Here is a 12,493-nt window from a genome sequence, read left to right on the forward strand (position 1 = left end):
AGAATTGGCTAGCAGTCGTAGCTGCCAATCTCCCCCCTTGCGGGGGAGATGCCCGGCAGGACAGAGAGGGGTGCTGTCCCGCCAGCGAAGATAACTTAGGACAGATCCAGCTTCGGCCCCAGAATCTTCACCAGCCAGTCGACGAACACCCTCACCCTTGGCGACAATTGTCGGCTGGGCGGATAGAGCACCGAGATCGGCGTCGGTGTCGGCGGATTGTCGGGAAGCACCTCGACCAGCCGGCCCGCTTCAATATCGACGGCGAAGCGGCGGCGCGGTGCCTGGTAGAGGCCGAAACCCTGGCGCACCAGCGTGGCGGCGGTGTCGGAATTGGAAACCGTGACACGCGACGAAAGCACGATCTCGCGGATCTTGCCGTCGACGGTGAATTCCAGCGGCATCACCTGCCCGGTGCGCGACGAGACGAAGCCGATCATCATGTGCCCGGCAAGTTCGTCCAGCGAGCGCGGCAGGCCATGGCGCTCGATATAATCCGAACTTGCCAGCGTCGCCTCGCGCGCCATGCCGATACGGCGCGCGATCATATCGCTGTCGGGGAGCGTTCCGGCGCGCACCACGCAATCGACGCCCTCGCGCACCAGATCGACGAAGCGGTCGCCCTCGCCGATATGCAAGCTGAGCGCGGGATAGCGGGCGAGCAGCGCCGGCAGTTCCGGGATGACGAAGGTGCGGGCCATGTTGCCATTGATGTCGATGCTCAGCCGACCGCGCACCTCATGCGCCCCGAACCCGCCCTCGGCGTCCTCGATGTCGGCAAGAATGGCAATGCAGCGCTGGTAATAGGCTTCGCCGTCAAGCGTCGTGGTGACGTGGCGCGTGGTGCGGCGAAGCAGTTGCACGCCGAGCCGCTCCTCCAGTTGCTTGATCGCGGCGGTGGCGCTGGAGCGCGGCAGACCGAGATCGGCGGCGGCCGCGGTGAAGCTGCGTCGTTCCACGACGCGGGTGAAGAGCCGCATGCTGTCAAATCGGTCCATCATTTATTGTTCGCACAGGCTGAATAGTCTTGGCAATCCGTGGCCGATTATATCGCGCACACAGGCGAGTATATGCATCTCCATCTACACAGAAGGAGATTTCGCCATGACCACCCGTCCCATCGCCCTCATCACCGGCGGCAGCCGCGGCCTCGGTCGCAACACCGCGCTCCACCTCGCCCGCCGGGGTGTCGACGTCATCGTCACCTATCGTTCGCGCGCCGATGAAGCGAAGTCGGCGATTGCCGAGATCGAGGCCGCCGGCGGCCGCGCCGCAGCACTTGAACTCGACACCGGCGCCGTCGCCACCTTCCCGGCCTTCGTCGCGGCGCTGAAGAAGACGCTCAACGAGACCTGGCAGCGCGACCGCTTCGACTATCTCGTCAACAATGCCGGCACCGGCCTGCGCAAGATGATCGGCGAGACGACGGAAGAGGAATTCGACACGCTGATGAACACCCATCTCAAGGGCGTGTTCTTCCTCACCCAGGCGCTGCTGCCGCTGATCAACGACGGCGGCCGCATCGTCAACATCTCGAGCGGCCTCGCCCGCTTTGCCGCGCCCGGATCGTCGGCCTATGCGATGATGAAGGGCGGCATCGAAGTGTTCACGCGCTACCTCGCCAAGGAGCTCGGGGCGCGCGGCATCACCGCCAACACCGTGGCGCCGGGCGCCATCGCCACCGACTTCAACGGCGGCCATGTGCGCGACGATGCCGAGATAAACCGCATGGTGGCCGGCGTCACCGCGCTCGGCCGCGCCGGCGTCGCCGACGATATCGGCCCGATGATCGCCTCGCTGCTCTCCGACGACAATCGCTGGGTCAACGCCCAGCGCATCGAAGTGTCGGGCGGCATGAACATCTGAGCGGGTGTGATCCCGCTTAGGTCACCTGGCGGATCAGCCCTTCGAAGCCGTCGGCAAGATTGGCGTTGCCGGCGGCGAGGAAGGCAGACAGGTTGCGGACGCGGCCGGGCGTCTTGTTGGCGTCAAGCAACACGGCCCTGCCTTCATGCATGACGAAATCAAATTTGCCGTAGTCGAAGCCAAGCTCGCGCCGCAGCGCTCGGAGCTCGTCGGGAACCGGAACCGGCTCTCGGCGGATCGTATCTTCGCCTTTGACCAGGTTTTGCGGCGAGACATGCCGGGTACAACGCTCGCGTTCTCCACAGAACAGCCAGAAGCGGGCGCCAAAGCCATCCGGCTCGGGCTCGGGAACGAACTTTTCCACCACGAGATCCTTGCGGTCGAACACCGCCGCGGGAACATCCGCAAGCGAGCTATGGATGCGGTAACGATCGAGCAGCTTGGCATCGGGAAATGGCTCCGGCCTGCCGGCGCGCCGCGATCGCCGGTTGAGCGTCTGCTCTCGCGTTCCCAGATTGTTGAGGCTGCTCTTGACGATGACAGGGCCTTGCCAGCCGTGGTCCCTGTCGATCACCGCGCCGCTCACGCGTCGCTTCGAGATGTCGGCGGCGCCGATGTTGAGGCAGAAGGGATAGGTGCGCGCGTATTCGACATATTCAGGGGGCGTCACGGTCGCGTCGACATGCAGTACCGCGACATCCGCCTCCGGCTTGGCCGAAGTGCCCGCAAGAATGCGCACGGAATGTCCCCGGCGTTTCAACTCCTCCAGGAGATCGAAGAGCATGTAGGGGCTGTCGAGGCGCAGCAACGGCCCGCGACGGCGTTCAAACCCGTCAAACTCATGCGTGATAACCGCGATACGTGCCATCCGCCCCCCGCTTGGTTTCTTAAGCGTCCTCGATTATGCGTTCGAATACAATTTCGTACGGGCGGAGCTGTGGATGACGGAACACTGGAATGCAATTCGCAAGCACTGGCAGTTGCTCGGCTCGCCGCTGCGGCCGCCGGCGGAGGTGGTCGAGACCTACGAAAATGAGCTCGACCTATCGCAATCGCGCGTCGTTCTGCTCGGCGTGACACCGGAACTCGCCGGGCTTGGCGCCACGATGACGGCGGTAGACGAGTCCGCCGACATGATTGCCGGCATCTGGCCGGGCGACACCGATACGCGCAAGGCGGTTCGGGGCGACTGGTTCGACCTGCCGTTTCCTGGCGCGAGTGTCGATGCGCTGATAGGCGATGGATGTCTCTCGGTCATCGGCGGAGCCGATGCAAGACGAGCGCTTTTTTCGGCGATCGCGCGCGTCCTCACTGCCGACGGCCGCGCCGGCATCAGGCTTTACGCCTCTCCCGAAACACGCGACGACCCGAAGGATGTCCGCGCCCTGGCATTGAGCGGCGGCGTCTCGACCTTCCACGAGCTCAAATGGCGCGTCGCCATGACCGCAACCGGCGGCGCGCCCGACTACATCATACCGGTAACGGGAATCCTCGAGCAATTCGATGCGCTGTTCCCCGACCGCGATGAGCTTTCGGCACGTACCGGATGGGAAACGCCGGTCATCGGCACCATCGATGTCTACCGCAACTCGTCGGCCATCTACAGCTTCGCGCCGGCGGCGGCTATCGTCGAAGAGGCCGAAGCGTATTTCGGCGATGTCGGCATTGTCTCGACCGGTATGTACGGGCTCGCCGAGCGCTGCCCTCTGCTGACGCTGCGGTCGCCGAGGCGCCGGGACTAACGGGCAAGATTGCTCGACCGTGCCTGGCGCCAGCCAGCGTATTTCCGCCTGCCGTCCCGCACGAGTAAAATTTCGCGCGATTGCCCCTTCCCGCGCGCCTTGACTCTCGCAAGTCACCGGCCTATCTCAGCGCCACGTTAGCACTCGCCATTGGTGAGTGCTAACCATGTCCGGCATCGCCGGATGGAGGAACAGTTCTCACCGTTCTCATTCGAGGAAGAAAAAATGGCAAAGTCGAAGTTCCGCCCGCTTCATGACCGCGTGGTCGTTCGCCGGGTTGAATCCGAATCCAAGACCGCCGGCGGGATCATCATCCCCGATACGGCGAAGGAGAAGCCGCAGGAAGGCGAGATCATCGCCGTCGGCTCCGGCGCTCGCGACGAAAACGGCAAGCTCGTCCCGCTGGACGTCAAGGCCGGCGACCGCATCCTGTTCGGCAAGTGGTCGGGCACTGAAGTCAAGCTCAATGGCGAAGACCTTCTGATCATGAAGGAATCCGACATCATGGGCATCATCGGCTGAATTTCGGCCTCTCCATCAACTGAATTTTCGGGCTCTTCCCGAGCCCCTGTCAGGAGCTAACAATGGCTGCAAAAGACGTAAAATTCTCCCGCGATGCCCGTGAGCGCATGCTGCGCGGCGTCAACATCCTCGCCGACGCGGTGAAGGTCACCCTCGGCCCCAAGGGCCGCAACGTCGTCATCGACAAGTCGTTCGGCGCCCCGCGCATCACCAAGGACGGCGTCACCGTCGCCAAGGAGATCGAGCTTGAAGACAAGTTCGAGAACATGGGCGCGCAGATGGTCCGCGAAGTCGCTTCGAAGACCAACGACATCGCCGGCGACGGCACCACGACTGCTACAGTTCTCGCGCAGGCGATCGTGCAGGAAGGCAACAAGGCTGTTGCCGCCGGCATGAACCCGATGGACCTCAAGCGCGGCATCGACCTCGCCGTCAGCGAAGTCGTCGCCGCTCTCGGCAAGGCCGCCAAGAAGATCAAGACCTCCGAGGAAGTCGCCCAGGTCGGCACCATCTCGGCCAATGGCGACGAGTCGGTCGGCAAGATGATCGCGGAAGCGATGCAGAAGGTCGGCAACGAAGGCGTCATCACCGTCGAGGAAGCCAAGACCGCCGAGACCGAGCTGGAAGTCGTCGAAGGCATGCAGTTCGACCGCGGCTACCTCTCGCCCTACTTCGTCACCAACGCCGACAAGATGGTCGCCGATCTGGAAGACGCCTACATCCTGCTGCACGAGAAGAAGCTCTCCAACCTGCAGGCCATGCTGCCGGTCCTGGAAGCCGTCGTTCAGACCTCGAAGCCGCTGCTCATCATCTCGGAAGACGTCGAAGGCGAGGCTCTGGCCACGCTGGTCGTCAACAAGCTGCGCGGTGGCCTGAAGATCGCCGCTGTCAAGGCTCCGGGCTTCGGTGACCGCCGCAAGGCCATGCTGGAAGACATCGCCATCCTGACCGGTGGCCAGGTCATCTCGGAAGACCTCGGCATCAAGCTCGAGAATGTCGGCCTCAACATGCTCGGCCGCGCCAAGAAGGTGTCGATCTCGAAGGAGAACACCACCATCGTCGACGGCGCCGGCAAGAAGGCCGAGATCCAGGGCCGCGTCGCCCAGATCAAGCAGCAGATCGAGGAGACCACCTCGGACTACGACAAGGAGAAGCTGCAGGAACGTCTGGCGAAGCTCGCCGGCGGCGTTGCGGTGATCCGCGTCGGCGGTGCGACCGAAGTGGAAGTGAAGGAAAAGAAGGACCGCGTTGACGACGCTCTGAACGCGACCCGCGCGGCCGTGGAAGAAGGCATCGTCGCCGGCGGTGGCGTTGCGCTCCTGCGCGCTTCGGCCAACGTCAAGGCCACCGGCGTCAACTCCGACCAGGCTGCCGGCATCAACATCGTGCGTCGCGCGCTGCAGTCTCCGGCTCGCCAGATCGCGGCCAACGCCGGTGCCGAAGCCTCGATCGTCGCAGGCAAGATCCTTGAGAACAAGGGCGCTACCTTCGGCTTCAACGCCCAGACCGGCGAGTATGGCGACATGATCGCCATGGGCATCGTCGATCCGGTCAAGGTCGTGCGCACGGCTCTCCAGGACGCGGCCTCGGTCGCCGGCCTGCTGGTCACCACCGAAGCCATGATCGCTGAGGCTCCCAAGAAGGAGTCGGCTGGCGGCATGCCGGGCGGTATGCCCGGTGGCGGCATGGGTGGCATGGGCGGCATGGATTTCTGATCCAAGCTATCCAGCTAACGCATACGGAAAGGGCGGCAGAGATGCCGCCCTTTTTCATTGGCATTGGCTGATCTTGAGGGTTCTCTCGAGGGGGACGTGCCCGGCAGGGCAGAGGGGGTCGTCTCACGTAGATTGCCAACGCCGTCTTTCGTCGCGGAAGGCGCCGGCGCTTCACGCGCGGCGCCCCCTCTGTCGCATTCTGCGGCAACAGCAACATCGCGACTATCGCGGCGGACATCGGCTACGAGTCCGAGGCGGCGTTCAGCCGTGCCTTCAAAAAGATGATCGGCGTCCCGCCTTCGGCCTAGCGTCTTGGCGTTAGAGGCGCGCCCGGCTCCGGAAGCGATGAGGCTTCCGAAAAAGAAGGCAGCCCGGGCATCGCACCGAACCAGTGATGAAAACCTAACGCTTGGTACCCACAGGGAATGGCCGGAAACGACCCATTTCGGCCATCTGGGCTTACCCATCCGCTTAACTCTGATGCAATCAATGCTTGCTAGCTGTGGCACGTGCAAGTGCCCCATACGCGGATCTCGATATGACCGATCATCAGCGGCCATGGCGCTATAAAGCGCTCATTGCTGCCAACTTCGCTATTGGCATGACGGGCATTCTGTTGCGGCCCATTTATCCGAAGAGCATCTATATCGCGATGTTTGTTATGGCCGCAGCTATTGCGGTCTTGTCAGCTTGGATGGTGTGGCTGGCGTGGAAGGAGCCATCGTCGTCGAGGCGCGAAAAACACATCGGCCTTGTCGTTGCCCTCATGGGTCTCGGCGCAAGCACGTATGGAATTTATCTAACGCTGCATTCGATATTGAGATGAGGGAGCAGCGGAAGGCCGCTTTCGGCCATCGGGGTCGACGTCGTCGGGTATCAAGCGTTAGATTTTCACCACTAGCGATCCGCCAGCGCCAATTTCGCGCCGAGCATGACGAAGGCGCCGGCGAAGGCGCGGCGCATCCAGGTCAGCACCTTCGGCCGCGACACGATGTGGCTGCGCACCGAAGCCGCGAACACGCCATAGATCGCGAACACGACGAAGGTCATCAGCATGAAGACGCCGGAGAGCTCCAGCATCCTGGCGAGCGCATGCGGCTCGTTGGTGCTGACGAATTGCGGCAGGAAGGCGAAGAAGAAGATCGACAGCTTTGGATTGAGGATGTTGATCAGGACGCCTGAGGTGATGGTCCTGGCGGTCGAGCGCGGCGCTACATTCCCGTCGATGTTCAGGCCGCCCTTCTCCTTCAGCGTGTTCCAGGCCATGTAGAGCAGATAGGCGACGCCGAGATATTTCAGCGTCTCGAAGGCGACAGCGCTTGTGTGCAGCACCGCGGCGAGGCCGGTGATGGCGGCCGCCATATGCGGGATGATGCCCAGCGTGCAGGCGAAGGCGGCCACGATTGCGGCGCGCGCGCCGCGCGAGAGTCCGGCGCTCAGCGTGTAGAGAACGCCGGTGCCTGGCGAAGCCACGATAATCAGCGACGTCAGCAGAAATTCGATGCTCATGGGTTTCCTCCGCTGCCCTGCCCGGCGGGAAGGTACCGGGAGGTGCGGGTGTCGGCAAGCGGGGCGCTGTTCCTCGCCCCCATGAAAATGGGGGAGAGGTGGCTCGGCGAAGCCGAGACGGAGAGGGGAAAATGGCGCCGCCCTTGAAAGCAATTAGAGGAAACCCGCCAGCGTCGCAGCCCCTCTCCGGCCGCTGCGCGGCCACCTCTCCCCCGCCTTTGGCGGGGGCGAGGAAGCTAGCTCACCGCCAGCCCGTGCGCCGCCCTCGCCATCAGGCAGTCGTCGCCACCGGGCATGCAGGCGCGGCAGACATCGGGGCGCAGGTCGTAGATGCCGCAGGCCGTATGTTTGCCCACCTCGCCCGACAGCGCCGAGCAGCGAACGCCTTCGCAACGCATGCCGGACAGATCGACCGACACAAATTTCTCCGGGATGCGGTCGAGCTGTTCGTCGTCCTCGGTCGAAAAGCGCGGCCAGTCGGCCGAATAGGAACAGCACGCGCCGCAGCTCTGGCAGTCGAACACGGCCGTGCCATCGCCTGCCGGCCAGTCCGGATCGACCGCCGCGCCGGACGGCCAAGGCAAGCGGCTCTGATCGGCCTCGCGGGGCAATATTTTATTTCTTCCTGGTCTTGCCGGGCGGCTTTTGCGCAGGCTGCTCGAACAGATCGACCGCGAGCGGTTTGTCGGCTTTGGGCGTGGCGGCCGGCTTGGCCGGCTTCGCGGTGGCGGCCGAAGCCGGCGCCTGGTCCTTGGTGGAAAACTTGATGGCCATTTCAGTCCTCGTTGGAAACCCGCGATGACGGCGCGCGCGGATTGCGCAGGCGACCGATGAGCGCCGAAACCGCCGTGATGTTCATCTCCTCAGGCGACCAGTTCGCGGCTGCCTCGATGTGGTGCGGCGCCAATTCACGATGCGTGCTGCCGCTGTAGGCGGCATCCTGATGCGTCGTCCGCTCGCGGGTCTTGGCATCTTCCCGCACATATTCGATCAGATAATTCGGCGCTTCGGCCCGACCTCGTACGCCGACCCGCACCTGGGCATCGCCATGGGCGCGCTTGCAGCGTTCCAGCTTTTCCAGCACGCGCCGGACATATTCAACCGGCTTGTCCAGGGTTTCGATCATATCGGCGATGGTCGCATCGGCGGCGATCGGCGTAGGCGGCACGCGCTTGGTGGCCATCAGCGTTTGCCCGTATGCTTGGGCGCAACAGCGGCGGCCGCCCGCTCTTCGGCTTCCTTTTCCAGGCGCAGTTCGCGAAGCCGCGCGGTCTTGGCCTCGCGGGCCTGGTTGACCGCATCCCGTTCGGAGATGATGCGGTCAAGCGACATCGACTGCGTCCGGGCCCTGCTGAAAAGCGATTCAGCCTGACCGTCTTGTGGCTTCAAGGCGGCTTGTGGCTTCAAGTCGGCCTGTGTCTTCGAAGTGAGGGGCAAAATATTCACCTGTTCCGGAGCATTCAATTTGCTGGCCGAGGTGCTTAGCACATCCCAATCGGCCTGCGGCGCACAATTCACCTGCCGGAAACGAAAAAGATCAGGCAACTGCCTGATCCTCGTCTCGCCATCTATCGGCGCCGGTACATGCGTGCCCACCGGCAAGGCTGAGTTCTAGAGTGCCCGGTTCCAAAAAAATTGCAAACGGGTGGGAACCATTCCGGCAACCGTGCATTTGGATATGGTCAGCAGTTCAGAGAGCAATCTCGGAAGGTTGACAAAAAGAACGCCTCCCGCGCGGTAAAAGGTGCGAGAGGCGTTCTTCTGTTTGAGCGCATCGGTCACATGATCACGCTGATCATCGGCAGGATCTCATAGCGGAAGCCACGGCCCGAGCGCGCCACCGGGTCGTCATCGGTGACCGCCCTCGCCTCGGCTTCGCTGCCAGCACGCAGGATCAGCAGCCCCCAGGGGCCGGCCGGATCGGCGACCGGCCCGGCCATGATCATGATGCCTTCGCGTTGCTTCTGGCGCAGATAGTCGGCATGCCGGCCCATCAGCGCCCTTTCCTCCTCCGTCATGGTGAAGGCGAAATCCGGCCTGGGCGGGATCAGCCGGCAATGGAAGATTTTTGACGTCGTGGCTTCAGATGGTGCTTCGCTGCTGGCCATGGGTCCGTTCTCCGAAAGCTTATTGCCGCCAGCCGATCCGGGACAGATCCGTCGATCGACTGCCGCGCAAACTCCGGGAAGACGCTACACCTTCTTCCTGAATTGCTCTATTCGTCCGGCCCTGGCTCAGGCCACGGCTCCTTGGCCGCTTCCGCATACCAGTCACGCATCGCGGGCATCGCCAGTACCGCATCGACATAGGCGCGGGTGACGGGCGCCAGCTCGCCGCCATATGTGTCGAAGCGCGTGACCACCGGCGCATACATGGCATCAGCCGCGGTGAAATGGCCGAACAGGAACGGGCCGCCCTCACCATGTTGCTCGCGACACTGGCGCCAGATCGCTTCGATCCTCGCCCGCTGCGCCTCGCCCTCGGCATCGAGCGGCTTGTGCGATTTCGGCCGGCGCAGATTCATCGGCCAGCCGTAGCGGACTTCCCGGAAGCCGGAATGCATCTCGGTCGCCACCGAGCGCGCCAGCGCGCGGGCGCCAAGATCCACCGGCCAGAGCGTTTTCTCCGGGTAGAGGTCGGCCAGATATTCAAGGATGGCAAGGGTTTCCCAGACGATCTTACCATTATGATCCAACACCGGCACCGCGCCGGTCGGCGAGACCTTGGCGAGGTTTGCTGCAGTCTCCGGCGTGCGCAGGCGCACGAAGCCCTCCTCGAAGGGGATTTCCAGATGGCGCATCGCCACCCACGGCCGCAGCGACCATGAGGAAAAGCATTTGTTGCCGATATGGAGGGTGAACTCTGCCAAGACTGTCTCCTGATAATGTCAATGCGCTTCGGCTGTCGTGATCGTCGCCGGCCTGACGCCGGCGCGGGCCTGGAAAGCGGCGACCGCCGCTTTTATGTCGGAGTTCGAGCGGCTTGCGGCCGGCCCCGATCGTGAGGTCGACCTGGTCGACCGGCAACCGCAACCTGGTCGGGATCTCGTTCAGCTTCGCCTGCCCGCTGCCGTCACCGGCAGCCGCGGCGAACCCTACCCGGATTGCGTTGCCCGATGCAACCGCGCCCGCAAAGGCATTGCCGCGGCCGGAACCCGGACTACTCCCGTGCGTTGTGAGACCTGGATGCCGTTCCCGCATCCAGCTCCCATTGAGACCCAGGAGATGCGCGGATGGTGAACAGGGATCAGGTCGCCGGTATTGCCAAGCAGGTGAAGGGTTCGGTCAAGCAGGCGGCGGGCAAGGCCACCGGCAACCGGCGGACCCAGGTCGAAGGCGCTGCCGACAAGATCGCCGGCAAGGTGCAGAAGGCGTATGGCGACGTGAAGGACAAGGTCAAGAAGGCGTTCTAGGGGTCTGTTGAAGTTCAGGTGAGGCCGGCCTGCAAACGGCGGCTTATCGGACCTCCCGCCGTCGCAACACCCTGCGGCGTCGCTTCCCTATCGTTCCGACCGGCGGTGGCGATGGCTGGAGGCCTTCCAGCCCCCTCAAGCACTCCCGCAACACCCCCGCATCCTGCGATGTCTTGGCCATCGACATGGCGCCGGAATAAGCGGCGATGGCAAGCGCGGCGAAGCGGTCGGGATCGGTGCTGCCGCCGTCCATCTGGTCGGCCCGCATCTTGTCGGCGATCGCCTGGCGCCAGCCGGCGAAGATCCGGGCCAGCGCCACGCGGAACTCGTCGTCGGCCAGCGACAGTTCATGCGCCAGGTTGTTGAGCGGGCAGCCGCGCACATAGCCCTGCTGCTCGAGCTCCGCAGCCACCGCCTCGAACACGGCCCGGACGCCTTCGCGGGCCGAGGGCGCCGCCAGCACCGGGTCGATCCAGGTCGCCTGGACCGCGGCTGCCACCCGTTCCTCGATCACCGCCAGCGCCAGCGCCTTCTTGGTCGGGAAATGGTGGTGCAGCGCGCCGCCGGTGACGCCGGCCGCCGCCATCAGATCGCCGAGGCTCGAGGCGTGGTAGCCGCGCGCCTGGAAGGAGCCTTCCGCCACGTCGAGCACGCGGCGGCGCATGCCTTCCGGGTCGTTGATGCGCTTTTTGGGCATCGCCACCTCCTCCTTCTCCCCTTGTGGGAGAAGGTGCCTGAACGAAGTGAAGGCGAATGAGGGGCGCTCCAGCTTGACAAGGACGGCACTCCGTCCAGCACCCCTCATCCGTCTTGGCGCTGCGCGCCAATCCACCTTCTCCCACAAGGGGAGAAGGGGAAAACGAAGATATCAGATTGACAAAACAGGACAACCGGTCTGTTTTATGAAAACAGGATGATCACCCTGTTTTTGGAGCCGACCATGAACGCTGCCGGAAATACCCATCGCCTTGCGACGGTCCTCGAGCTTCGGCAATACACGCTGAAGCCCGGGCAGCGCGAAACGCTGATCGCGCTGTTCGACCGCGAATTCGTCGAAACGCAGGAAGCGACAGGCATGTCCGTCATCGGCCAGTTCCGCGATCTCCACCGCCCCGACATGTTCGTCTGGCTGCGCGGCTTCCAGGACATGGAGACGAGAAAGGACGCGCTGGCCGCCTTCTATGGCGGGCCGGTCTGGGCTAAGCATAGCGACGCCGCGAATGCGACGATGATCGATTCCGACGACGTGCTTTTGCTGAAGCCGGCATGGCCAAACGCCGGCTTCGACCTGTCGGGATTGCAACGGCCGCGTGCGTTGGAACCCGGAAAACCAAGCTCAGATAGTCATTTAGCCCGTATAGTTGAGATTTCGATTCATCATTTGCGACCAGGCACGGAGGGCGGCTTCGCCGAGCGCTTCCTGGCGGAGGCGGTTCCGCAGATCGCGGCAGAAGGCGCGCGGCTGCTCGGCGCCTTCATCAGCGAGCATGCCGAAAACACATTCCCGCGCCTGCCGGTAAGAGCGGATGAAAACGCCTTTATCGTCGCCATCGGTTTCGACGGCGAAGCGGCGCGCGCGCGATACCAAGCTGCCCTCGCCGCTTCGCCGGCATGGCGGGCGTTCCGGAAAGCCATGGAGCCAAGCCTGGCAAAGCGAACCCAGGAACTTTTGCTTTCGCCGACATCGCGATCGCTGGTCGGCCGGTGATCCTGCCGGGAGGCAGCCCCCG

The 12,493-nt window shown here is 63.8% G+C and carries 18 protein-coding genes; 8 read left to right on the top strand and 10 right to left on the bottom strand.

Translation table 11 applies throughout. The features are described from left to right. Window positions 1-95 precede the first annotated feature (95 nt). Complete coding sequence (locus RFM98_RS08345; protein WP_320308582.1) at window positions 96-995, bottom strand: LysR family transcriptional regulator; 900 nt, start codon at window positions 993-995, stop codon at window positions 96-98. A 106-nt stretch (window positions 996-1,101) separates the two neighbouring features. Here RFM98_RS08345 and RFM98_RS08350 point away from each other — a divergent pair, with 106 nt between their 5' ends. After that, window positions 1,102-1,863 (top strand): SDR family NAD(P)-dependent oxidoreductase, encoded by a 762-nt coding sequence (locus RFM98_RS08350; protein WP_320308422.1) that lies wholly within the window; start codon window positions 1,102-1,104, stop codon window positions 1,861-1,863. Window positions 1,864-1,879: 16 nt separating this feature from the next. Here RFM98_RS08350 and RFM98_RS08355 read toward each other — a convergent pair whose 3' ends face one another. Beyond that, complete coding sequence (locus RFM98_RS08355; protein WP_320308423.1) at window positions 1,880-2,731, bottom strand: hypothetical protein; 852 nt, start codon at window positions 2,729-2,731, stop codon at window positions 1,880-1,882. 73 nt (window positions 2,732-2,804) lie between these two features. Here RFM98_RS08355 and RFM98_RS08360 point away from each other — a divergent pair, with 73 nt between their 5' ends. The 5 genes from RFM98_RS08360 to RFM98_RS08375 all read left to right on the top strand — a co-directional run bounded on the left by RFM98_RS08360 (window position 2,805) and on the right by RFM98_RS08375 (window position 6,668). Beyond that, a complete protein-coding gene (locus RFM98_RS08360; RefSeq protein ID WP_320308424.1) occupies window positions 2,805-3,605 on the top strand; it encodes a class I SAM-dependent methyltransferase in 801 nt (266 codons plus the stop codon). A gap of 225 nt (window positions 3,606-3,830) precedes the next feature. Beyond that, window positions 3,831-4,127 carry a co-chaperone GroES gene (groES, locus tag RFM98_RS08365; protein ID WP_073987612.1) on the top strand — a complete coding sequence of 99 codons (297 nt, stop codon included), beginning with the start codon at window positions 3,831-3,833 and terminating at the stop codon, window positions 4,125-4,127. A 62-nt stretch (window positions 4,128-4,189) separates the two neighbouring features. Next, the gene (gene groL / locus RFM98_RS08370) at window positions 4,190-5,842 is read left to right on the top strand and encodes a chaperonin GroEL (RefSeq protein WP_320308425.1); all 1,653 of its coding nucleotides are present in this window, start codon (window positions 4,190-4,192) and stop codon (window positions 5,840-5,842) included. Between the two features lie 131 nt (window positions 5,843-5,973). After that, window positions 5,974-6,150 carry a helix-turn-helix domain-containing protein gene (locus tag RFM98_RS31255; RefSeq protein ID WP_347349890.1) on the top strand — a complete coding sequence of 59 codons (177 nt, stop codon included), beginning with the start codon at window positions 5,974-5,976 and terminating at the stop codon, window positions 6,148-6,150. Window positions 6,151-6,380: 230 nt separating this feature from the next. Further along, entirely contained in the window at window positions 6,381-6,668 is a 288-nt protein-coding gene (locus RFM98_RS08375; RefSeq protein ID WP_320308426.1) for a hypothetical protein, read from the top strand. Window positions 6,669-6,739: 71 nt separating this feature from the next. On the opposite strand, the gene RFM98_RS08380 is transcribed toward RFM98_RS08375, so the two are convergent. From RFM98_RS08380 to RFM98_RS08410, 7 genes are all read right to left on the bottom strand, one after another. Then, the gene (locus RFM98_RS08380) at window positions 6,740-7,351 is read right to left on the bottom strand and encodes a LysE family translocator (protein WP_320308427.1); all 612 of its coding nucleotides are present in this window, start codon (window positions 7,349-7,351) and stop codon (window positions 6,740-6,742) included. Window positions 7,352-7,587: 236 nt separating this feature from the next. Continuing rightward, window positions 7,588-7,875, bottom strand: coding sequence for a YkgJ family cysteine cluster protein (locus RFM98_RS08385; protein ID WP_320308583.1), 288 nt, complete (start codon window positions 7,873-7,875; stop codon window positions 7,588-7,590). Between the two features lie 91 nt (window positions 7,876-7,966). Then, window positions 7,967-8,125 (bottom strand): hypothetical protein, encoded by a 159-nt coding sequence (locus tag RFM98_RS08390; protein ID WP_320217247.1) that lies wholly within the window; start codon window positions 8,123-8,125, stop codon window positions 7,967-7,969. A 1-nt stretch (window position 8,126) separates the two neighbouring features. Then, the gene (locus RFM98_RS08395; RefSeq protein ID WP_320308428.1) at window positions 8,127-8,534 is read right to left on the bottom strand and encodes a hypothetical protein; all 408 of its coding nucleotides are present in this window, start codon (window positions 8,532-8,534) and stop codon (window positions 8,127-8,129) included. Then, on the bottom strand, window positions 8,534-8,758 hold the full coding sequence (locus RFM98_RS08400) for a hypothetical protein (RefSeq protein WP_430682282.1): 225 nt from the start codon (window positions 8,756-8,758) through the stop codon (window positions 8,534-8,536). The genes RFM98_RS08395 and RFM98_RS08400 overlap by 1 nt, the downstream gene beginning before the upstream one ends. Window positions 8,759-9,129: 371 nt before the next feature. Continuing rightward, on the bottom strand, window positions 9,130-9,459 hold the full coding sequence (locus tag RFM98_RS08405) for a YciI family protein (RefSeq protein WP_320308429.1): 330 nt from the start codon (window positions 9,457-9,459) through the stop codon (window positions 9,130-9,132). Window positions 9,460-9,566: 107 nt separating this feature from the next. Continuing rightward, window positions 9,567-10,220 carry a glutathione S-transferase family protein gene (locus RFM98_RS08410; protein WP_320308430.1) on the bottom strand — a complete coding sequence of 218 codons (654 nt, stop codon included), beginning with the start codon at window positions 10,218-10,220 and terminating at the stop codon, window positions 9,567-9,569. 363 nt (window positions 10,221-10,583) lie between these two features. On the opposite strand from RFM98_RS08410, the gene RFM98_RS08415 reads away from it, so the two are divergent. After that, window positions 10,584-10,763, top strand: coding sequence for a CsbD family protein (locus RFM98_RS08415; RefSeq protein ID WP_320308431.1), 180 nt, complete (start codon window positions 10,584-10,586; stop codon window positions 10,761-10,763). 43 nt (window positions 10,764-10,806) lie between these two features. On the opposite strand, the gene RFM98_RS08420 is transcribed toward RFM98_RS08415, so the two are convergent. Beyond that, window positions 10,807-11,460: a TetR/AcrR family transcriptional regulator gene (locus RFM98_RS08420; protein ID WP_320308432.1), complete on the bottom strand. Its 654-nt coding sequence runs from the start codon at window positions 11,458-11,460 to the stop codon at window positions 10,807-10,809. Window positions 11,461-11,703: 243 nt separating this feature from the next. Here RFM98_RS08420 and RFM98_RS08425 point away from each other — a divergent pair, with 243 nt between their 5' ends. Then, window positions 11,704-12,471: an NIPSNAP family protein gene (locus tag RFM98_RS08425; protein ID WP_320308433.1), complete on the top strand. Its 768-nt coding sequence runs from the start codon at window positions 11,704-11,706 to the stop codon at window positions 12,469-12,471. The last annotated feature ends 22 nt before the right edge of the window (window positions 12,472-12,493 follow it).

This window comes from Mesorhizobium australafricanum (genome assembly GCF_033977265.1).
GTDB classification, from domain to species: Bacteria; Pseudomonadota; Alphaproteobacteria; order Rhizobiales; family Rhizobiaceae; genus Mesorhizobium; species Mesorhizobium australafricanum.

What these genes read in the sequence shown, in the direction of transcription:
- RFM98_RS08405 (WP_320308429.1), bottom strand. Translation starts at nt 9,459, where the DNA reads ATGGCCAGCAGCGAAGCACCATCTGAAGCCACGACGTCAAAAATCTTC.
- RFM98_RS08420 (WP_320308432.1), bottom strand. Translation starts at nt 11,460, where the DNA reads ATGCCCAAAAAGCGCATCAACGACCCGGAAGGCATGCGCCGCCGCGTG.
- groL (WP_320308425.1), top strand. Translation starts at nt 4,190, where the DNA reads ATGGCTGCAAAAGACGTAAAATTCTCCCGCGATGCCCGTGAGCGCATG.
- RFM98_RS08345 (WP_320308582.1), bottom strand. Translation starts at nt 995, where the DNA reads ATGGACCGATTTGACAGCATGCGGCTCTTCACCCGCGTCGTGGAACGA.
- RFM98_RS08390 (WP_320217247.1), bottom strand. Translation starts at nt 8,125, where the DNA reads ATGGCCATCAAGTTTTCCACCAAGGACCAGGCGCCGGCTTCGGCCGCC.
- RFM98_RS08350 (WP_320308422.1), top strand. Translation starts at nt 1,102, where the DNA reads ATGACCACCCGTCCCATCGCCCTCATCACCGGCGGCAGCCGCGGCCTC.
- RFM98_RS08395 (WP_320308428.1), bottom strand. Translation starts at nt 8,534, where the DNA reads ATGGCCACCAAGCGCGTGCCGCCTACGCCGATCGCCGCCGATGCGACC.
- RFM98_RS08375 (WP_320308426.1), top strand. Translation starts at nt 6,381, where the DNA reads ATGACCGATCATCAGCGGCCATGGCGCTATAAAGCGCTCATTGCTGCC.
- RFM98_RS08380 (WP_320308427.1), bottom strand. Translation starts at nt 7,351, where the DNA reads ATGAGCATCGAATTTCTGCTGACGTCGCTGATTATCGTGGCTTCGCCA.
- RFM98_RS08360 (WP_320308424.1), top strand. Translation starts at nt 2,805, where the DNA reads ATGACGGAACACTGGAATGCAATTCGCAAGCACTGGCAGTTGCTCGGC.
- RFM98_RS08355 (WP_320308423.1), bottom strand. Translation starts at nt 2,731, where the DNA reads ATGGCACGTATCGCGGTTATCACGCATGAGTTTGACGGGTTTGAACGC.
- groES (WP_073987612.1), top strand. Translation starts at nt 3,831, where the DNA reads ATGGCAAAGTCGAAGTTCCGCCCGCTTCATGACCGCGTGGTCGTTCGC.
- RFM98_RS08425 (WP_320308433.1), top strand. Translation starts at nt 11,704, where the DNA reads ATGAACGCTGCCGGAAATACCCATCGCCTTGCGACGGTCCTCGAGCTT.
- RFM98_RS08415 (WP_320308431.1), top strand. Translation starts at nt 10,584, where the DNA reads ATGGTGAACAGGGATCAGGTCGCCGGTATTGCCAAGCAGGTGAAGGGT.